Consider the following 19,562-nt stretch of genomic DNA (forward strand, 5'->3'; position numbering starts at 1 on the left):
GCCGGGGTCCGGGCGGCGTACCGGGTCCGGGGCGGCGTACCGCAGCCGGGCGGCGCGCCACCGCCCGGGGCGGCGCGCCATGACGGTGGCCCGCCCTCCCGGGGGCCGTGCGCCGCGCGGGGCTCAGCTCTTGGCGCGGGCGTCGAACCAGGGGTAGAGGTGCTGCTTCTTGCCGACCTTGACGAGGGTCTCGACGGCACGGCCCTTGAGATCGACGACGCCGATGCCGTCACGGACGGGCGCGAGCAGGTGCTTCTCGTCGTACCAGCCGAGCACCGGCCCCCAGACGGGGCTGAAGGCGATCTTGATGCGGGTGACGGCCTTGCCGGTGGCGGTGTCCCAGACGCAGGCCGACTTCTCCAGCGAGGTGCACGCCGTGACGAACCGGCGGCCCGAGGGGGAGAACGTGCCCAGCCCGTGGGGCACGGGACGGCCGCGCACGTGCCAGGTGCGCTTGACCGCGCCGGTGAGGTCGTACTGGCGGATGGAGGACTTTCCGTTCTTCCCCCAGCGCACCACCAGGCCGTCGCCGTCCCGGGTCCACTGGAAGCCGCCCACCGTGATCAGCGCCTTCTCGATGCGGACGAAACGCGCCTCGAGCGCGGGCACCTCGACCAGGACGACACCCGCGGACCGCGGCTCGTTGCCCGAGGCGAAGACGTTGAGCAGCAACCGGCTGCCGTCGGGCGACCAGGTGGGCCAGAGCGTGTGCAGCGGCATGTCCCCGTTGCGGGGGTCGGGAGGCACGGGCAGCTCGACGTCGGTCTCGCGGCCGCTCTTCCGGTCGGTGAACCGCACCGTGACCGGCTCGGCGGGCCCGCGCCGCTGCCGGAGCTCGGCCTGCCACTGCCCGCCGGGGGAGACGGTGACGGGCCCTTCGGCCTTGACGAACTTCCGCTTGGCGGGGCTCCACGCCCAGTTCTGCTGCGGGGGCCTGCCGTTGGTGAACACCGAGTAGGAGCCGAGCTGGACCGGCCGGCCCGTCATGTCCACCCCGAAACGGGCGTCGGTGCCGGGCAGCTTCGTGCCGGCGTCCGGCTGCGCGGGCGGCGCGCCGAGCACGGCGGTCAGGGCGAGGACCGCGCCTAAGTTCGTGATCATGAATACCCCCGTGGGTGGTGGTCGGACCCGGCAGATCCTACAAGATCACCACCGTCGGGGAAGGGGAATCGGCCTGCCCACCGTGCTCCTGGCGCCGGACAGGCCCGGCCTCACCGGCATGCACGCGCCCTCCGGCCCGCCTGAACGCGTGCCCTCCGGCACGCCGGGGCGAACGCCGTCCGGTACGGCCGGGCGCGCCCCGGCGTACCGGAGGGCGGGCTCACTTCGACTTGGTGGTCGTGCGGCGCGGCGCGTGCACCTGGCCGTTGCCCGGCGTGTCCACCAGCGGCGTGTCCACCAGGTGCTCGACCAGGAACCACGTCTGCCGCTCCCCGGTGCGGATGACGTCGGAGACGAGCAGGTCGTTCGTGCCGTCGTCGCCCAGCTCCGCGGCGCGGGCGGCGGCGTCGTGCGAGGTGATGAGGATGGTCTCGTGCGCCTCGATCAGGCGCGACAACATCGCCGGCACCTCCTCGGCGCCGTTGGGCGGGCGCGGCACCACGGTGATCTCGGCCACGTGCCGCGGGTCGCCCACCGCGATGCCGCCCAGCGCCTGGATGCGCTCGGCGACCAGGTCCACGAGTTCGAGCTGCTCGCCGGCGTGCTTGTCCAGCAGCAGGTGCAGCTGGTAGAACGTCGGGCCGCGCATCAGCCAGTGGTGCTTCTTGTAGAGGCTGTAGAGGATCTGCGTGTCGGCGAGGATCTGGTTCAGCCGCTCGCAGGCGTAGCCGCGGGCCTCCTCGGACAGGCCCAGGGGCCACGTCCTGATCGTGCCGAACTCCTGAATCTGGGTGCCGTCCACGTGCAGCCAGGGCTGGCTGCTCGATTTCTTCGACGCTTTGCTGGTGCTGCCTTTGGCGGGCACGATCATCTCCTGAGGCGGTGCGTTTGAGCCGGTCCGACCTCGAACCTTCCCGTACGCCCGCCAAAGCAGCTCCCGCCCCGACCAGCGCATGGCAAAGCTTGCGGCATGCCGCCCCGGACCGCGATCCCTGGGCGAGGGGTGGTCTCCGTGCCGGTACTGCCGCATCACAGCTTCGTTGCAGTGTGCAACGGTTGCTTGGCGTGTCCGGACATATCTGGATGAATGGTCCTCTCCTGCCCGCCACGGAGGGGCAGGCCACGCGACGGAGGGGCGTGCGGCGGGGACGGGGACGCGCGTCGCGTCACGGACGGCGAGGAACGGGGGGACGTGAGGCATGCGGCTCTCGCGTAAGGAACGCCGGGCGCTGGCGAGGCTGGAGAGCCGGCTCGCCAGGGAATCGCCCGAACTCGACGCCCTCCTCTCCGGAGCGCTCGGCCCGGACCCGGATCCGCTCCCCGGGCCGCTCCCCGGGCGGCTCCCGCGGCCTGTGCCGGAGCCGCTCCCGGTGCCGGCGGACAGCCGCTCCCTCCTGCACGTGTGGTGCATGCTCGTGATGCTCACGTGCGCGGTGCTCATGCTGGGCATCGTGCTGCTGGCCGCCGGTGACCGGAACTGCACCGGCCTCCAGTCCACCTCCTGCCAGCGCCCGGCGGGCACCCAGGAAGGGTAGGCCCCGCCCCCGGCGGAGGAGCGGCCCGGCGGACGTGCCCGGCCGGACGGCCGGGCCGGGCAGGGGGTGCCGTGCCGTCCGGAGCGGGCCGGACGGCGGCGGGCTGCTCGCCGGCGTGGATCAGGCGAGGCCGCCGTTGCTCATCAGGAGCTGGCCGTTGATCCACTGGCCCTCGGGGGAGCACAGGAAGGCCACGAGGTTCCCGGTGTCGCCGGGCGTGCCGAGGCGGCCCAGCGGGGTGTGGGCGATCAGCTGCTCGCGTGCCTCGCCGGACATCCAGCCGGTGTCCACCGGGCCGGGGTTGATGACGTTGGCGGTGACGCCGAGGTGGGCGAGTTCGTGTGCGGCGGCCAGCGTGATGCGGTCGAGCGCGCCCTTGCTCGCGCCGTAGGGCAGGTTGCCGACGGTGTGGTCGCTGGTGAGGGCGATGATCCGGCCGGTGCCGTGCGGGCCGGCGAAGCGGCGGGCGTACTCGCGGATCAGCAGCCAGGTGGCGCGGGCGTTGACCGCGAAATGCCGGTCGAAGCTCTCGACGGTGGTGTCGAGCAGGCCGGAGTCGACCGACTCGCAGTGGCACATCACCAGGGCCGTGACCGCGCCCAGACGGCGCTCCACCTCGTCGAAGACCCGCGCCGGCGCCTCCGGGTCGGTGAGGTCGGCCTCGACGGCCGTGGTGGCCGCGCTCAGCTCGGCCAGGGACCTGGCGATGGCGTCGGTGGCGCCCGCCTCGGCGCCCCAGGTCATCCGCTCGTCGTACGGGGTCCAGGAGGTGAACGCGACGTCCCACCCGGTCGCGGCCAGCCGCCGCGCGATGCCCGCGCCGATGCCGACGGTACGTCCGACCCCGGTGACCAGGGCGAGCGGGCGGGCGGAGTGGTCGGGGCGGGGCGTCTGATCCATGTTCGTCACCCGACCGATCTTGGGACCGAACCGCCGGCTTCGCAAACGCCATTTCCCGGCCCCGGACACCGCGGGCACCTGACGGGCGGGCCTGCGGGGAGGGCTCAGGGGGCTTCGAGGGAGTCGATCCAGGCGAGCAGCCGGGCGCCCTCCCGGTCCATCACCCCCGGCTCGCGCAGGGCGCTGGCCAGCAGTGACATGCCCTGGTACGCGCCCACCAGCGTCAGGGCGAGACCGTCGGGCTCCGGCTGGCCCAGCTCGCGGAACTGCCGCTCCACCCAGTCGAGCAGCAGCCGGATGACCCGGCCCGCCTCGACGTCCAGGCCGCCCTCGTCGCGCTTGTCGAGCTCGGCGGCGAGCGTGCCGGTCGGGCAGCCGTAGCGGGCGGCGAGGTCGCGCTGGCTCACCCAGCCCTCGACGAGGCCCTTGAGCCGCTCGCGCGGGCCGGGGAGCCGGTCCAGCCGGTCGGTGAGCAGCTCCAGTTGCCGGGCGTGCTCCGACAGGGCGGCGGCGACCAGCTCGTCCTTGGTCTTGAAGTAGTAGTAGACGTTGCCCACCGGCACGTCGGCGGCGCGTGCGATGTCCGCGATGGTGGTGCGCTCGACTCCCTGCCGGTGCACGACCTGGGCCGCGGCCGCCATGAGCCGCTGCCGTTTGGCGCCCGCCGTCCGGACCCGCGCGGACACTTTCGAGTCAGTCACCTGACTAACTATAGGCCCCGCCCTGTGCTACAGTCCTCTCGTTCGCAAGTGAGTCAGCCAACTAACTCAATGGGAGTCAGCTTTATGATCATCGTCACGGGCGCCACCGGGAACGTCGGCCGCACCCTGGTCCGCACCCTCGCCGGGCAGGGTCACGAGGTGACCGCCGTGTCGCGCCGCATCGTCCCGTCCGACGTCCCCGCCGGGGTGCGCGCGGTCGCCGCGGACCTCGCCCAGCCGGCCGCCGGCCCGCCCACCGCGGCGGACGCGGTCTTCCTGCTGGTCGGCGGGGACCTCATGATGGCCGGCGACCCCGCCACGGTCGTCGCCCCCTTCACCGGCGCGGGCAGGATCGTGCTGCTCTCCTCGCAGGGGGTGGCCAGCCGGCCCGACTCCTTGTCGCACGGCCGCGCCTTCGCCGCCTTCGAACGGGCCGTCATGGAGTCCGGCACCGAGTGGACGATCCTGCGCCCCGGCGGCTTCGCCTCCAACTCCTACGCCTGGGCGCCCTCCATCAAGGCCGCCCGCACGGTCGCCGCCCCCTTCGGCGACGTCGGCCTGCCCGTCATCGACCCCGACGACATCGCCGCCGTGGCCGCCGTCGCCCTCACGAGCCCCGGTCACGCGAAGGAGGTCTACGAGCTGACCGGTCCCGAGCCGGTCACCCCGCGCGAGCGTGCCGCCGCCATCGCCGACGCCATCGGCGAGCCCGTCACCTTCGCCGACCAGACCAGGGAGGAGGCCCGCGCCCAGATGGTGGCGTTCATGCCGCCCCCGGTGGCCGACACCACGCTCGACATCCTCGGGACCCCGACCGTCCGCGAGCGGACCGTCAGCCCCGACGTCGAGCGCGTCCTCGGCCGCGCCCCCGGCGCCTTCGCCGCCTGGGCCGCCCGCAACGCCGCCGCCTTCCGCTGATCCCGCCCTCTGCCTGCGCCCGCCTTCCCCTGCCCCGCCCTCCGGAAGGACGACACAGGAAGGAGGGAGGGGCGGGACAGGGGAAGACGGGACGGGGGCGCGGGATAGGGTCGGCGGCAGGCCGGGCAATGTGTCGTGGTCCCAGGGGGAAGGGCGGCGGATGATCCATCGCTTCGCGGTCGGAGACCTGGCCTGCGCCGTCATCAGCGACGGCCAGCCGCCACCGCCCTGGGAGCCGCCGCTGGCCGAGTTCTTCACCCCCGAGACCGGGGTGCCCGAGCCCGACCTGCGCGCCGCCCTCGCCGCCGAGGGGTGCGGCAGGACGACCCTGACCTGCGGATACAACTGCCTGTGCGTGCAGACCCCGGCCGGGCTCGCGGTGATCGACACCGGCCTGGGCAAGGGGTTCCTCGGTTACGGCCCGTACATCACGCCTCAGGTCGGCCATTTCGGCGCGGCGCTGGCCGGGGCGGGGCTCCCGGCGGCCGAGCCGGCCGCCGTCATCCTCACCCACCTGCACGAGGACCACGTCAGGGGCGCCACATGGGCGGGCGAGCCGGCCTTCCCCGGCGCGGTCGCGTACGCGCACGCCGACGAGCTGGCCTTCTGGTCCGGCCGCGCCGCGGAGCTGCCCGACGAGCAGCGCCGGCCCGCGCTGGAGGCGATCAGGATCCTCGGCGAACGGCTGCGCCCCGCCGAGTACGGCGCCGAGCTCCTGCCTGGCGTCCACACCGTCGACGCCGCCGGCCACACCCCCGGGCACACGGCCGTCCTGCTGCGCTCGCGCGGGCAGCGCCTGCTCTGCCTCGGCGACACCTTCTACGACCCGCTCCAGCTCGCCCACCCCGCCTGGCGCACACCGTGGGACCACGACGCCGCGCGCTCGGTGGCCAGCCGCCGCCGGCTGCTGGCCTGGGCGGCGGCCGAACGGCTGCCGGTCCACGCCTACCACCTGCCGTTCCCCGGGCTGGGGCTGATCGAGCGGCGAGGGGACGCCTTCGCCTGGCGCCCGCTCACCTCGCCCGACGACCCCGGCGCGACGCACCCGGCGGGGTGATGCCGCTGAGGCCCGGCACGCGCACCGGTGGGTCCGCGCCGGGGAAGGGCCGGGAAGGGCCGGGGAAGGGCCGGGGAGGGCCGGGGAAGGGCCGGGTGCGGGAGCCGCGCCGTGGGGGCTCCCGCTCGTCCCCGGCCTGCTGAGGGGGCCGGCCGGGCGAGGACGAGTGGAGGCCGCAGTGGCGGGTCCCGGCAAAAGGTCCGGGCAAAGTACCGGCAAGGGGTGCCGGCAAAGAGTGCCGGCAAAGGTCCGGCGCAGTGCCGCGGTGGCGATCGCGGTCGCGACCGCCGGGCGGACCGTCAGACGCGGTCGGCGGCGATCAGCAGGTACTGGAAGCTGCCGCTCTTGTACGCCTCCAGGAAGGACTCCTCGATGCCGGTGGCCAGATGGGTCCTGGCCCGCAGCTCCCAGTAGGGGATGGTGGCGGCGGTGAGATCGACGACGCTGACCGGGACCAGGCGGTGCGCGGCCAGCTCCTTGAAGTAGGTGCTGCGGGAGTGGATGTCGCAGATGTAGTGGGCGTTGATCTGGCTGATGGCCCGCGACGGCAGGCCGTAGGCGTCGTTGTAGCAGCCGGTGATGCAGACGTAGCGGCCGCCGCGGCGCAGCAGCCTGGCGTGCTCGGCGAAGAGCAGGGACAGCTCGACGTACATCGTGCTCTCGTTGTTCCAGGACGCCTGGAAGGCGCCGGTCTCGAAGCCGGTGTCGAGCATGTTGCGGAAGTGGAAGCGCACCTTGTCGTCCACGCCGCGCTCCTTGGCCTGCTGGTTGGCGAAGGCGACCTGGGACTCGGAGATGGACACGCCGTCCACCGAGCAGCCGTGGCGCAGGTTGGCCAGCAGGCTGGAGCCGCCCCGGCCCGAGCCGGCGTCGAGGAGGCGGTGCTCGGGGCGCAGCGGGCCGAGGTGGGCGATGAGCGTCTCGGCCTGCACGCACTCCAGCCGGTGCAGCTCGTTGACGACGCGTTTCTCCCTCGTCTCGGCCGGGCCGTCGAGGACCGACCAGTCCACCTCGCCGATGCCGTAGTGGTGGTGGTAGAAGCCGTCCACCTCGCCGAGGCGCAGGTTGACGGGGTTCTCCTCGGTGTTCCAGTAGTCGGCCACCGATTGCTGGTAGAGGGTGGTCAGCACGGGGGCATGCGGGGTCACGGTCACCGTGGGCTCCTTTCTCGGTTGCGTTTTACGGGGGGCTGGTCAGGACTGGTAGCGGCTGGTGCTGCCGTGCCATTCGAGCCCGCCGGCCATCCACGCCTGCGCGCCGCGCAGGAAGCGCTTCAGCTCGGGGGAGGGCAGGGCGGACAGGGCGCGCTGGCTCTGCTCGAAGCCGCGGACGAAGTGGTTGTGCAGGTGGACGGCGCGCTCGGTGGCCTCGCGCGTCGAGCAGCCGTCCTCGGCGGCCATCAGCAGGATCACGTTGGAGTCGGGCAGCTCGTCGGCCGCCTCCCTGGCCACCGAGTGCAGGTCGTTGACCAGCACGCTCGCGGTGCCCGCCTGCATGAGCGCGGTGTGGAAGCGGCGTTCGGCGAACAGGTCGGGAGGCAGCGCGTAGCCGCCGACGATGTCGATGAGGGTCATGGAGGTGTAGAAGCTGTCGTGCTGGCGGGCGGCCAGGTAGCGCCAGACGGGTGGCGGCGTCTCCAGGTAGCGCCAGGCGGCGTAGGCGGCCCAGCTCACGTACATCTGGCTCGTGATGTTGCAGATGCGCATGACCTGCGCCGGGGTGGAGTGGCGGGCGGCGTGGCTGGTGGCCGAGCGCAGCGAGACCAGGACGGGGTCGTTCCTGATGTGCTCCTCCAGTTGCGCGGTGTAGCCGCCGGCGTCGGGCGGCGGGTCCATGGCCGACATGACCAGGGCCAGCCGGGGCGGCAGCTCGGTGGGCGTGGCGCCGAGGTCGGTCTCGTCGGCGTAGTAGTCGTCGGCCGCCCACCACGCGGCGTTGAGCTGCGCGGCGATCAGCAGCAGGTCGGGGTCGTCGGTGTCGGCGTGGGCGAGCATGGCCAGCCGCCCGAACCCGGTGGCGGCGAACTCCTCCATCCGGCCCGCGTGGATGCCGACCCGCTCGGCCCACGCCACCAGCCGCCGGTCGACCTCCGCGCCCAGCGCCTCGTCCACCCGCGCGGTCTCGGGGCAGTAGAGCGGCGGGTACGTCCCGTCGCCCCACTCCCGCTCCCGGTAGGCGAGCGGGGCGAGGCTGTGGGCGGACGACGGCGTCGCGGGGCCCGGCCCCGGCTCGTGCCCGTCGCCCTCCTCGAACCTGGGCCGGCCGGGCCGCAGCGCGGAGCGCAGGCTGAGGGTGTGGGCGCCCAGCCCCGTCGGACCGGCGGGCACCGGCAGGGTGGCAGGGTCAAAGGGGGCGAAGTCCGGCATCACGCCTCTTCCTCGGGTCGGCGGGTCAGGAGCGCGGGGCGGCGACGTTGACGTCCTCCAGCACCCCGATCGCGTCGGGCACCAGAATCGCCGCCGAGTAGTAGGCGCTGACCAGGTAGGACATCACGGCCTTGGAGTCGATGCCCATGAAGCGCACGTTGAGCCCCGGTTCGTACTCCTCGGGGATGCCCGTCTGGTAGAGGCCCACGACGCCCTGGTCCTCCTCGCCGACCCGCATGGCCAGGATCGAGGTGGTGCGCCGCTCCGAGATCGGGATCTTGCCGCACGGGAAGATCGGGATGCCCCGCCAGGCGGGCACCTCGTGACCGTTGACCTCCGTGGAGCCCGGGACCAGCCCGCGCCTGTTGCACTCGCGGAAGAACGCCGCGATCGCCTTGGGATGGGCGAGCAGGAAGCGGGTCTTGCGGCGCATGCTGATCAGGTCGTCGAGGTCGTCGGGGGTCGGCGGGCCGGACCAGGTGTAGATGCGCTGGTCGTAGTCCGCGTTGTGGAGCAGCCCGAACTCGCGGTTGTTGAGCAGCTCCCACTCCTCGCGCTCGCGCAGCTCGTGGATGGTCAGGCGGAGCTGCTCCTCGATCTGGTTCATCGGGTCGTTGAACAGGTCGGCCACGCGGGTGTGCACGCGCAGGATCGTCTGCGCGACGCTCAGCTCGTATTCGCGGGGGCGCAGGTCGTAGTCCACGAACGTGCCCTCGATGACCGGCTCGCCGGTGTGCCCGGCCGAGAGGGCGACCTCGGCCTCGCCGCGCCGGTTGACCGGCCTGCTCAGGCGGTCGAGGTGGGCCGCCAGGTGCGCGCGCAGCGTGGGGGAGCGCGCCGCGATGCGCCGCAGCTCCTCGCGCCGGGCGAACAGCAGCGTGCAGGCGGTGGCGGCGCGGTAGGTGCACGGCCAGCGCGGGTCGTCCGCGGTGAGCGCCTCGTCGCCGAGCTGGTCGCCGTCGGCGATGACGCCGAGGAACTGCGGCTCGCCGTACGGGCCCTTGTCCACCCGCTCCAGGCGGCCGTGCGCGATCACCCCGGTCTCGGCCACCGGCGTGCCGGCCACGGCCACCACGTCGCCGGCCCGCACCTCACGCACCGTGAACGCGGCGGCGAGCGCCGCCAGCACCTCCGCGTCGGCGAAGCCGCGCAGCGCGGGGATCTCGGTCAGCGTCTCCGGCACGATCCGCACGTCGTCGGCCCCCGCCCGCACCACCCCGACCCGGCCGCGGCCCGGCACGTGCGTCAGCCGCCGGTTCACCCGGTAGGTGCCGCCCCGCACGTCCACCCAGGGCAGCATGCGCAGCAGCCAGCGGGAGCTGATGGCCTGCATCTGCGGGCGGGTCTTGGTCGTGGTGGCCAGGTTGCGCGCGGCCCTGGTGTCCAGGCTGAGCCGGGCTTCCGTCGGCTCCGTGGGCATCTTTCCTCCGGAGGTCGGCGAGCAGTCGCTACTTAAAGTAGTTTTGCGACTACTGATCGTAGAGTCTCCGGATGGTTAGGAATGCTGACGGATCGGGAAGGCCGGTCTGTCCGAACCGCCACATCGGCACCCCCGTAAGATCAGCCGCCTTCCACGCGCCGGGCCGGCGGCGCGTCAGCCGCCTTCCCGCTCAGAGCGGGGCCGCCGGCCGCGGGCGGGCCGCTCGGACTTCGGGCCCTCCGCGCGGTCGCCGCCCACCTTGCGGGCCTGCTTGCCGGGCTCGGACTGCAGCTTCTTGTTCACCTTGGCGTCGAGCTCCCGCTCGCTCATCCCCTTGCGCTCCAGGTCCTTACGCAGGCGGGCGCGCTTGGCGTCGTAGGCGTTGCTGCCTGGTCGAGGCATGGCAGACCACTTCCTTCCCCCTTGCCCGGCCGCTACCCGGCCCGCCGCCGGGCACACCTACAGCTCGCGCCACTCGCCGGAGTCGAGGGCCGAGGCCCCCTGCGGGCCCATCATCGTCATGCCGCCGTCGACGAACACCGTCGTCCCCGTCACGTACGAGGCCGTGGGACCGGCGAGGAAGGCCACCACGGCGGCGACCTCGCGGGCGTCGCCCGGCCGGGGAATGGGGTTGCCCGGCCGGCTGCCCGGCCGCGGCGGGCGGTCCTCCTGTCCCGTCATCGGGGTGGCGATCTCGCCCGGCGCCACCGTGTTGACCGTGATGCCGTGCCCGGCCAGCTCCAGCGCCAGCACCCGGCTGAGCAGCCGCAGCCCGCCCTTGGCCGCGCAGTACGGCCCCGAGCCCATCTTCGGGTACTCCTCGTGCACGCTGGTGACGTTGACCACCCGCCCGCCCCGCCCGGCGGCCACCATCCGCCTGGCCGCGCGCTGCGCGCACAGGAACGGCCCGTCGAGGTCCACCGCCAGGATCGAGCGCCAGCGCTCGTAGCCCATCTCCAGCAGCGGCTCGTGGCTGCCCGTGCCCGCGTTGTTGACCAGCACGCCCAGCCCGCCCAGCTCGTCGGCCAGCTCGTCCACGGCCGCCGCCGCGCCCACGGGCTCGGTCAGGTCGTGCCGGCGGATCGCCGCCGTGCGGCCCGTCCCGCGTACGAGGCGGGCCGTCTCCTCCGCGCCCTCGCGGTCCCGGTGGTAGGTGATGCCGACGTCGAACCCCTGCCCGGCCAGCGCCACGGCGGTGGCCTTGCCGATGCCCGAGTCCGCCCCCGTGACGACCGCCACCCGGTCGTATCCGTTGTCCATGGTCATCACCTGCCCCGGACGGCCGGTTGAAACGGCCCTTACCAGCCCCGGCCGCGCAGGAACGCCGCGCAGCGCAGGGTCCAGTCGCCGGTCACGGGGTCGTCCCCGGCCAGCCCGAGACCGTGCCGGCCGCTGGGATAGACGTGCACCTCCTGCGGGACGCCGTTGCGGGCGAGCGCCTGGGAGAGCAGCAGAGTGTTCTCGACGGGGACCGACTCGTCGTCGGCGGTGTGCCACAGGAACATGGGTGGCGTGCTGGGCCCGACCCGGCCGGGGAGGGAGAGCGCGGCGCGTACCGGCTCGGGGGCGTCCGCGCCGAGCAGGTTGGCGGCCGAGCCCCGGTGGGACCGGGGGCCGGTGAGCGTGGTGACGGGATAGCAGAGCACGGCCAGCCCCGGCCGGGCGTCGGCCGCGTCGATCGCGTCGTGCGGGCCCTCCGCCTGCATCGGGCCGGTCTCGGTCGCCAGCAGCCCCGCCAGGTGGCCGCCGGCCGAGAAGCCGAGCACCCCGACCCGGCCGGGGTCCACGCCGTGGGCGGCGGCGTGGTGGCGTACCCACCGCACGGCTCTGGCGGCGTCGAGCAGGGGCAGCGGGTGGCGGTGCGGCGCGACCCGGTAGCGCACGACGAACGCCGCGACGCCGAGCGAGTTGAGCCACCGCGCGACCGGGGCGCCCTCATGCTCGGCCAGGTGGTGGTACGCCCCGCCGGGGAAGACCAGCACGGCCGGGGCCGCCCCGCCGCCGGCGGCCACGGGGAAGGCGGTGATGGTGGCCGCGCCGGTCGTGGGCCACAGGGGGTGCTCGCTCATGGACGCCTCTCGTCTCGGTCGATCGCCGTGATCGACGACGGATGCTAGCGAGCGCCCGGAGCGGCCCGCGTCGCGGGGCACGGGTCACGCCGGCGGCGATCCGGGAACGTCCGGGACGGCGCAGAACGATGATCGGCACCCGCCGCTGTGCTAGGCAGGTACCGAAGATCGAAAGGAGGTGATCCCATGCAGGACGGACGGAGCACGCAGGACGAGTACGAGGCCCCCGCGCTGGAGGAACTCGGCTCCTTCCAGGAGCTGACCGGGTATGTGGGGCTGCGCAACAGAGAGTCGCTCCTCGGCTATCCCCGCAACATCTGGTGACCCCGCACCCATGAGCACTGGAGGAGTGGAGGTCGGTCACCCGGTGCGACATTTCGTGGTCCTTCCGGACGTTCCCGCCGCCGCCGAGGTGGCCGGCCGCTGCCTGCCAGGAGCGACCCACCAGATCTCCCACCCTTCCGGCCGCCCCCTCGTGCTCGCCGGCGTGCCGGCCGGCCAGATCGTCCGCGCGCGGGCGGGCGACGACCGGCTCGTGCTCATCGGCCGCGCTCCGGCCGACCGCCGCGCCCTCGAAAGGCTGCTGGCCCGCGACCCCGCAGGCGCGATCGACCGGCTCGCCGCGCTGCCGGGCAGCTTTCACCTCGTCGCCGTGACCGGCGGCCGCACGCTCGTGCGCGGCAGCGCCTCCGGCCTGCGCCGCGTCTTCCACGCCACGATCGGCGGCGTCGACGTCGCCTGCGACCGCTCCGACGTGCTCGCCGCCCTGCTCGGCGCGGAGCCCGACCCGGGCGTGCTGGCCCTGCGCCTGCTCGACAGCCTGCCGCACGTGCTGGGGGAGCGGTCGGTGTGGCGCGGCGTGCGGCCGGTGCCCGCCGGGCACTGCCTGGTGTACGACCCGGGCTCCCCGGCCGCGCGCACCCTGGACGCCTGGCGGCCCCCGCAGGGCGGGCTCCCGCTCGACGCCGGGGCGCGGGAGCTGCGCCGGGCCCTGACCGAGGCGGTGGCCGCGCGCACCGGCGACGGCGCGACGATCAGCGCGGACCTGTCGGGCGGGATGGACTCGACGTCGCTGTGCTGCCTGGCCGCCGATGGGCCCGCCCGCCTCACCGCCTTCACCATGGCCAGCGACGACGCGGCCGACGACGACCTGCACTGGGCGCGCATCGCCGCGCGGGCCCTGCCCGGCGTCGAGCACGTCGTCTACCCCGAGCGGGAGCTGCCGGAGTTCTACGCCGGGGTGGGCGCGGAGGCCCGCACGGACGAGCCGTCGCTCGCGGTGCTGAACGCCGCCCGCTTCCTGTGGCGGCTCGGCCGGGCCCGCGAGCGCGGCGCGCGCCTGCACCTCGACGGGCTCGGCGGCGACCAGGTGCTCACCGGGACCCCTGCCCTCTACCACGACCTGCTGCGACGCCGGCCGCTCACGGCGCTGGCCCGGCTGCGCAGGCATCGCCACCTCGACGGGTTCCCGTGGCGGGCGGTGGGGGAGCTGGTCGGCGGCCGCCCCTACCGCGACGCGCTCGCGGGACTGCGCGACCGGCTGCTCACCGGCGCGCGGGAGCCCGCCGGCGGCCGGGCGTTCGGCTGGGAGCCGCCGCCGGCCATCCCGGCCTGGCTCACCCCCGAGGCCAGACGGCTCATCGCCGCGCAGCTCGAAGAGGTCCTGGACCAGGCCCGGCCGCTGGCCCCGCGCCGGGGCGCGCACGCCGATCTCGCCGCGATCCACGCCGCCGGGCGCGAGGTGCGGCTGCTGCACCAGCTCGCCCCGGACGACGGCCCCGCCGCCGAGTCGCCCTTCCTCGACGACAGCGTGGTGGCGGCGTGTCTCGCGGTACGCCCAGAGGACCGGCTGACCCCGTACGAGTACAAGCCGCTGATCAAGGCGGCGATGGCCGGGGTGCTGCCCGGCGGGCTGCTGGCCCGCAGGAGCAAGGCCGACGGCACCACCCTGGCCGCCGAGGGGTTCGCCAGGAACCGCCGCGCCCTGGCCGCCACCTGGGCGGACTCCCGGCTGGCCGGGCTCGGCCTGATCGACCCGGCGCCGCTGACGCGGCTGACCGGCATGACGTACGCGAACCGGTCCCACCACTGGGGCATGGACGCCGCCCTCGCCACCGAGTGGTGGCTGCGCCTGCGGGACGAGGCTGAAAGGCGAGTGACATGAAACTGGGCCCCGGGGTGGTCACCGCGGACACCGAGTACGGCCTGGTCCTGCTCGACGAGGGCAGCGGCCGCTACTGGCGGCTCAACGAGACGGGCGCCCTGGTCGCCACGGTCCTCATCGAGGGCGGCACGCCCGAGACGGCGGCACGCCGCCTCGCCGACCGCTACGGCATCCACCGCCCCCGCGCCGAGCAGGACGTCCGCGCCCTGCTGAACGCCCTCGTCGCCGCCGGCCTGGCCACCGAATGAGCAGCCGCGAGGACGCGGGGCGGCCGGGGCGTGGCGGAACGTGGGGGGCGCGGTTGCGGGCGCGGTGTGCGGTGGGGGCGGCGCGGGTGCTGGCGCGCAGGTCGCCGGCCGGGATCCGCACGGTGCTGGAGCGCCTGCGCGGCGGCGCCCGGCCCGCCTCGCACGCCGAGGCCGAACGGGCGCTCGAAAGCGTGCTCGCCGTCAGCCTGCGCTGCGCCGGGCCGGAGGCGTGCCTGGTCAGGTCCCTCGCCGTGGTGCTGGCCTGCCGGCTGCGCGGGACCTGGCCGACATGGTGCGTCGGGGTGCGCGTGCGCCCGCCGTTCGGGGCGCACGCCTGGGTCGAGGCGGAGGGCCGCCCGGTCGCGGAGGCCGCCGGCCCCGACTACTTCCGTCGCCTGATCGTGGTGGGCGATTCCGGCTGATGACCCGGGACGGGTAGATCGTGTACGTTTGACAACCTGGAACTCCTGTTACCCGAGGCGTATTTCGTGTCGGCCGGGGACCACGACGGCCCCGGCGAGATGGGGGCCGAAGTATGGCAGAGGCGACCGGTGACGACCTGCTGCCGAAACCGGAGACGGCCGGGTCGGTGGCCGAGTTCGTCGCGATGCTCAGACAGCTCAAGTCGTTGTCGGGGCTGACGTACAAGGAGCTCGAGAGCCGCGCCCGCACCGACGGATCCTCCCTGCCGCGCAGCACGCTCGCGGCCGCCCTGAACCGCAACGGGCTGCCGCGCGAGCAGCTGCTGACCGCGTTCCTGCGCGCCACCGGCTGCGGGCCGGGGGAGATCGCGGCGTGGGTGAGGGCGCGCAAGACCCTCGGCGCGAGACCGGCCCCCGCCGCCCCGCCCGTGCCGCCCGGACCCGGGCCGTTCCCTGGCGGCGCCGCGCTGCTTCCCGCCGGGCCCGGGCCGTTCCCCGCCGGGCCTGGGCCGTTCCCCGGCGGGGGCGCACCGTTCCCCGGCGATGCCGGGCCGCTCCCCGCCGGGCCGGGGCAGTTCCCCGGCCGGGACGGGCGGGGGCGGCGCGGTCTCCTGCCGGTCAAGCCGTATGCCCTGCTCGTCGGGTTCGTGCTGGGGTGCGTCACCGGCTACCTCTGGCGCAGATCCGCGCACGCCGGACGCTGATCGCCGGGAGACGGGCCCGGGGTCACCGTGAGACGGGCCCGGGGTCACCGTGAGACGGGCCCGGGGTCACCGGGGGCTTCGGGCCAGGGGGACACGGATGCGAGTCCGCGCCCCGAAAGGGAACGCTGATCCATATGACGGACGTTTCCCGTGCACTCCCGCAGCTCCGACCGGCGCCCCGAGTCGCGCCACCGCCGCTGGCGGGTGCCCGCGCGGAGCGGGTGTGATCGCCGGGATAGGCTGTGGCGGGTTTCGCGACGGCCGGCGAGGAGGTCCGGATTCATGACCACGACGTTCGGGGCGATCGGCAGCGGCCGGCGCACCCGGTTCTTCCTGCGGCTGGCCGCGGCGATGCCCGACCGGCTCCGGGTCGCCGGCGTCGTGACCCGCAGCGCCGCGCGGGCCGAGGAGATCACCGCCGAGTGGGGCGTGCCCGCCTTCCGCTCCATCGACGAGCTGCTGCGCCACGAGCGGCCCGGCTACCTCGCCGCCGCGGTGCCCTGGGACGCGATGCCCGGCGCGATCCGCGAGGCCGCCGCGCACGGCGTGCCGGTCCTCGCCGAGACGCCGCCCGCGCCCGACCTGGCCGGGCTGCGCTCGCTCTGGAACGACGTCGGCGGCACCGGCCTGGTGCAGGTGGCCGAGCAGTATCTGCTGATGCCCGGGCACGCGGCCCGGCTGGCGATCGTCCGCGCGGGGGTGATCGGCGCGCCCACCTCGGTGCAGGTCTCCTCGACCCACCTCTACCACGCGGTGTCGCTGATCCGCGGCCTGCTGGGCGCCGGGTTCGACGCCGCCGAGGTGCGCGCGGGCGCGTTCGAGGCGCCGCTCGCCGACCCGCTGGGGGCCGACGGCTGGACCGGCGACGACACGCCGCGGCGGGCGACCACGACCATCGCCACGATCGACTTCGGCGGCACGATGGGCCTGTACGACTTCACCGACAACCAGTGGTGGAACCCGCTGCGGGCGCGGCGCATCGTGGTGCGCGGCTCGATCGGCGAGCTGGCCGACGACCGGGTGGTCAGGCTGGCCGACCCCACGACGCCGGTGGAGTCCCGGCTGATCCGGCGCGACACCGGCGTCGATCTCAGCCTGGAGTTCCGCGACCTCAAGCACATCAGCTTCGACGGGCGGGTGGTCTACCGCAACCCGTTCGACGGCTGCTCCCTGTCCGACGACGACATCGCGGTCGCGGACATCCTGGCGCGCATGGGGGCCTGGGCCCGGCAGGAGGGGCCGGCCCCGTACCCGCTGGCCGAGGCCTGCCAGGACCACCTCATCGGCCTGGCCATCGGCGAGTCGGCCAGGAGCGGCGGCCCGGTCACCACCGGCAAGGAGCCCTGGGCGGCCTGAACCGGCCGAGGCGGGCACCCGAGGCGGGCACCCGAGGCGGGCACCCGAGCCGGGCACCCGAGGCGGGGCGCGGCCCCGGCCGGCGCGCCGCCGTCCCGAGCGGTTCCGGTCAGGCGCGCGCCGAAGCGGCCGCCGCGCGCCGGTCAGGCGCCGACGTAGGCCGCGAGGTGCTCGCCCGTGACCGTGGAGCGGGCGGCGACCAGGTCGGCGGGCGTGCCCTCGAACACGATCCGGCCGCCGTCGTGCCCGGCGCCGGGGCCGAGGTCGATGATCCAGTCGGCGTGCGCCATGACCGCCTGGTGATGCTCGACGACGATGACCGACTTGCCGGCGTCGACGAGCCGGTCCAGCAGGCCGAGCAGCTGCTCCACGTCGGCGAGGTGCAGGCCGGTGGTGGGCTCGTCGAGGACGTAGACGCCGCCCTTGTCGGCCATGTGGGTGGCCAGCTTGAGCCGCTGCCGCTCGCCGCCGGACAGCGTGGTGAGCGGCTGGCCGAGGCTGAGGTAGCCGAGGCCGACGTCGGCGAGCCGGCGCAGGACGGCGTGCGCGGCCGGCGTGCGCGCCTCGCCGGCGCCGAAGAACTCCTCGGCCTCCGTCACCGACATGGCCAGCACCTCGCTGATGTCGCGCCCGCCGAGGCGGTGCTCCAGCACCGAGGCGTCGAACCGGCGGCCGTCGCACTCCTCGCAGGTCGCCGAGACGCCGGCCATCATCCCGAGGTCGGTGTAGACGACGCCGGCGCCGTTGCAGTTGGGGCAGGCGCCCTCGGAGTTGGCGCTGAACAGCGCCGGCTTGACCCCGTTGGCCTTGGCGAACGCCTTGCGGATCGGGTCGAGCAGCCCGGTGTAGGTGGCCGGGTTGCTCCGCCGCGAGCCGCGGATCGGGCTCTGGTCGACCGACACCACGCCCTCTCCGGCGGGGATGGACCCGTGCACGAGCGAGCTCTTGCCGGACCCGGCGACGCCGGTGACGACGACCAGCACCCCCAGCGGGATGTCGACGTCCACGTCGCGCAGGTTGTGGGCGTTCGCGCCGCGGATCTCCAGCCGCCCCGACGGCTCGCGCACCTTCTCCTTGAGCGTGGCCCGGTCGTCGAGGTGGCGCCCGGTGATGGTGCCGCCGGCCCGCAGCCCTTCGACGGTGCCCTCGAAGCAGACGGTGCCGCCCGCCGTGCCGGCCCCCGGGCCGAGGTCGACGACGTGGTCGGCGATCGCGATCGTCTCCGGCTCGTGCTCCACGACGAGCACCGTGTTGCCCTTGTCGCGCAGCCGCAGCAGCAGGTCGTTCATGCGCTGGACGTCGTGGGGGTGCAGGCCCGCGGTGGGCTCGTCGAAGACGTACGTGACGTCGGTGAGCGAGGAGCCGAGATGGCGGATCATCTTGGTGCGCTGCGCCTCGCCGCCGGACAGCGTGCCCGCGGGACGGTCGAGCGAGAGGTAGCCCAGCCCGATCTCCACGAACGAGTCGAGCGTGCCCCGCAGCGCCGCGAGAAGCGGCGCCACCGAGGGCTCGTCGAGGTCGCGCACCCACGCGGCCAGGTCGCTGATCTGCATCGCGCACGCGTCGGCGATGTTGATCCCGCGGATGCGCGACGATCTGGCCTCGGGGCTGAGCCGGGTGCCGTCGCAGGCGGGGCACGGGGTGAAGACGACCGCGCGGTCCACGAAGGCGCGGATGTGCGGCTGCATCGCCTCCTTGTCCTTGGCCAGGAACGATTTGCGCAGCTTGGGCAGCAGCCCCTCGTAGGTGAGGTTGACGCCGTTGACCTTCACCTTGATCGGCTCGCGGTGCAGGAAGTCGTGCAGCTCCTGCTCGGAGTAGTCGCGGATGGGCTTGTCCGGGTCGATGAAGCCCGACTGGGCGTAGACCTGGACGGTCCACATGCTGTCGGCCTTGTAGCCCGGGATGGTGATCGCGCCCTCGGAGATCGACTTGGAGTCGTCGTAGAGCTGGGTGAGGTCGAAGTCGGAGACCTTGCCCCGGCCCTCGCAGCCGGTGCACATGCCGCCGGTGCGGGTGTAGGTGGCCCTGACGGTCTTGCGGTCACCGCGCTCGACCGTGATCGCGCCGCTCGCCCTGACCGAGGGGACGTTGAAGGAGAACGCGTTGGGCGAGCCGATGTGCGGCTGCCCGAGCCGGCTGAACAGGATGCGCAGCAGCGCGTTGGTGTCGGTGGCGGTGCCGACCGTGGAGCGCGGGTCGGAGCCCAGCCGCTGCTGGTCGACGATGATCGCGGTGGTCAGCCCGTCGAGCACGTCGACCTCGGGCCGCGGCAGCGTCGGCATGAACCCCTGCACGAACGTGCTGTACGTCTCGTTGATCATCCGCTGCGACTCGGCGGCGATCGTGTCGAACACCAGCGAGCTCTTGCCCGAACCGGAGACCCCGGTGAACACCGTCAGCCGGCGCTTGGGGATCTCGATGCTGACGTCCTTGAGGTTGTTCTCGCGCGCCCCGTGCACGCGGATCAAGTCGTGGCTGTCGGCAACGTGCGGTGTGGGAGGCCGCGTGTCCGTCCTCGTGGCCATGCTCATGGTGTCCTGTCTGTCCAGCGGGGCCGCCCGGCAGGGCGGTCTCCGTCGTCGGCGCCTGGCAAGATTT

The 19,562-nt window shown here is 74.1% G+C and carries 20 protein-coding genes; 9 read left to right on the forward strand and 11 right to left on the reverse strand.

Annotation, left to right across the window (positions count from 1 at the left end):
• Positions 1-123 precede the first annotated feature (123 nt).
• Together IO39_RS34790 and IO39_RS34795 are read right to left on the reverse strand one after the other, a co-directional pair.
• Positions 124-1,101, reverse strand: coding sequence for a TolB family protein (locus IO39_RS34790; protein WP_043632522.1), 978 nt, complete (start codon positions 1,099-1,101; stop codon positions 124-126).
• 220 nt (positions 1,102-1,321) lie between these two features.
• Positions 1,322-1,966 carry a Dps family protein gene (locus IO39_RS34795; RefSeq protein ID WP_245642471.1) on the reverse strand — a complete coding sequence of 215 codons (645 nt, stop codon included), beginning with the start codon at positions 1,964-1,966 and terminating at the stop codon, positions 1,322-1,324.
• A gap of 334 nt (positions 1,967-2,300) precedes the next feature.
• Here IO39_RS34795 and IO39_RS34800 point away from each other — a divergent pair, with 334 nt between their 5' ends.
• Entirely contained in the window at positions 2,301-2,636 is a 336-nt protein-coding gene (locus IO39_RS34800) for a hypothetical protein (RefSeq protein WP_043632525.1), read from the forward strand.
• A gap of 120 nt (positions 2,637-2,756) precedes the next feature.
• Here the strand turns inward: IO39_RS34800 and IO39_RS34805 are convergent, their stop codons facing one another.
• Together IO39_RS34805 and IO39_RS34810 are read right to left on the reverse strand one after the other, a co-directional pair.
• Positions 2,757-3,536, reverse strand: a complete 780-nt coding sequence (locus IO39_RS34805; protein ID WP_043632528.1) for an SDR family oxidoreductase — start codon at positions 3,534-3,536, stop codon at positions 2,757-2,759.
• Positions 3,537-3,640: 104 nt separating this feature from the next.
• Positions 3,641-4,237, reverse strand: coding sequence for a TetR/AcrR family transcriptional regulator (locus IO39_RS34810; RefSeq protein WP_043632531.1), 597 nt, complete (start codon positions 4,235-4,237; stop codon positions 3,641-3,643).
• An 84-nt stretch (positions 4,238-4,321) separates the two neighbouring features.
• Between IO39_RS34810 and IO39_RS34815 the strand changes: the two genes are divergently transcribed.
• Entirely contained in the window at positions 4,322-5,155 is an 834-nt protein-coding gene (locus IO39_RS34815) for an SDR family oxidoreductase (RefSeq protein ID WP_043632534.1), read from the forward strand.
• Positions 5,156-5,315: 160 nt separating this feature from the next.
• A complete protein-coding gene (locus tag IO39_RS34820; RefSeq protein ID WP_052423753.1) occupies positions 5,316-6,212 on the forward strand; it encodes an MBL fold metallo-hydrolase in 897 nt (298 codons plus the stop codon).
• A 299-nt stretch (positions 6,213-6,511) separates the two neighbouring features.
• Here the strand turns inward: IO39_RS34820 and IO39_RS34825 are convergent, their stop codons facing one another.
• The 6 genes from IO39_RS34825 to IO39_RS34850 form a co-directional block, all read right to left on the reverse strand.
• Positions 6,512-7,366, reverse strand: a complete 855-nt coding sequence (locus IO39_RS34825) for a geranyl diphosphate 2-C-methyltransferase (RefSeq protein ID WP_043632537.1) — start codon at positions 7,364-7,366, stop codon at positions 6,512-6,514.
• A 39-nt stretch (positions 7,367-7,405) separates the two neighbouring features.
• Entirely contained in the window at positions 7,406-8,578 is a 1,173-nt protein-coding gene (locus IO39_RS34830; RefSeq protein ID WP_043632540.1) for a family 2 encapsulin nanocompartment cargo protein terpene cyclase, read from the reverse strand.
• Positions 8,579-8,603: 25 nt separating this feature from the next.
• Complete coding sequence (locus tag IO39_RS34835; RefSeq protein WP_043632543.1) at positions 8,604-9,998, reverse strand: family 2B encapsulin nanocompartment shell protein; 1,395 nt, start codon at positions 9,996-9,998, stop codon at positions 8,604-8,606.
• 174 nt (positions 9,999-10,172) lie between these two features.
• Positions 10,173-10,400, reverse strand: a complete 228-nt coding sequence (locus IO39_RS34840; protein ID WP_043632546.1) for a hypothetical protein — start codon at positions 10,398-10,400, stop codon at positions 10,173-10,175.
• A 57-nt stretch (positions 10,401-10,457) separates the two neighbouring features.
• Positions 10,458-11,258, reverse strand: a complete 801-nt coding sequence (locus tag IO39_RS34845; RefSeq protein ID WP_063765401.1) for an SDR family oxidoreductase — start codon at positions 11,256-11,258, stop codon at positions 10,458-10,460.
• 38 nt (positions 11,259-11,296) lie between these two features.
• Positions 11,297-12,067: an alpha/beta hydrolase gene (locus IO39_RS34850; RefSeq protein WP_052423755.1), complete on the reverse strand. Its 771-nt coding sequence runs from the start codon at positions 12,065-12,067 to the stop codon at positions 11,297-11,299.
• Between the two features lie 186 nt (positions 12,068-12,253).
• On the opposite strand from IO39_RS34850, the gene IO39_RS55145 reads away from it, so the two are divergent.
• The 6 genes from IO39_RS55145 (at position 12,254) to IO39_RS34875 (ending at position 16,961) form a co-directional block, all read left to right on the forward strand.
• Positions 12,254-12,391 (forward strand): keywimysin-related RiPP, encoded by a 138-nt coding sequence (locus tag IO39_RS55145; protein ID WP_157549269.1) that lies wholly within the window; start codon positions 12,254-12,256, stop codon positions 12,389-12,391.
• A 10-nt stretch (positions 12,392-12,401) separates the two neighbouring features.
• Positions 12,402-14,231, forward strand: a complete 1,830-nt coding sequence (locus tag IO39_RS34855; RefSeq protein ID WP_169789178.1) for an asparagine synthase-related protein — start codon at positions 12,402-12,404, stop codon at positions 14,229-14,231.
• The gene (locus tag IO39_RS34860) at positions 14,228-14,479 is read left to right on the forward strand and encodes a lasso peptide biosynthesis PqqD family chaperone (RefSeq protein ID WP_043632549.1); all 252 of its coding nucleotides are present in this window, start codon (positions 14,228-14,230) and stop codon (positions 14,477-14,479) included. Before IO39_RS34855 ends, IO39_RS34860 begins: the two co-directional genes overlap by 4 nt.
• A 53-nt stretch (positions 14,480-14,532) precedes the next feature.
• The gene (locus tag IO39_RS34865; RefSeq protein ID WP_245642472.1) at positions 14,533-14,901 is read left to right on the forward strand and encodes a lasso peptide biosynthesis B2 protein; all 369 of its coding nucleotides are present in this window, start codon (positions 14,533-14,535) and stop codon (positions 14,899-14,901) included.
• Between the two features lie 113 nt (positions 14,902-15,014).
• Complete coding sequence (locus tag IO39_RS59150) at positions 15,015-15,605, forward strand: transcriptional regulator (protein WP_052423757.1); 591 nt, start codon at positions 15,015-15,017, stop codon at positions 15,603-15,605.
• 282 nt (positions 15,606-15,887) lie between these two features.
• On the forward strand, positions 15,888-16,961 hold the full coding sequence (locus tag IO39_RS34875; RefSeq protein ID WP_043632556.1) for a Gfo/Idh/MocA family protein: 1,074 nt from the start codon (positions 15,888-15,890) through the stop codon (positions 16,959-16,961).
• A gap of 143 nt (positions 16,962-17,104) precedes the next feature.
• Here IO39_RS34875 and IO39_RS34880 read toward each other — a convergent pair whose 3' ends face one another.
• The gene (locus tag IO39_RS34880) at positions 17,105-19,495 is read right to left on the reverse strand and encodes an ATP-binding cassette domain-containing protein (protein ID WP_043632559.1); all 2,391 of its coding nucleotides are present in this window, start codon (positions 19,493-19,495) and stop codon (positions 17,105-17,107) included.
• Between the last annotated feature and the right edge of the window lie 67 nt (positions 19,496-19,562).

Origin of the sequence: Nonomuraea candida, from assembly GCF_000725485.1 — a bacterium.
GTDB classification, from domain to species: Bacteria; Actinomycetota; Actinomycetes; order Streptosporangiales; family Streptosporangiaceae; genus Nonomuraea; species Nonomuraea candida.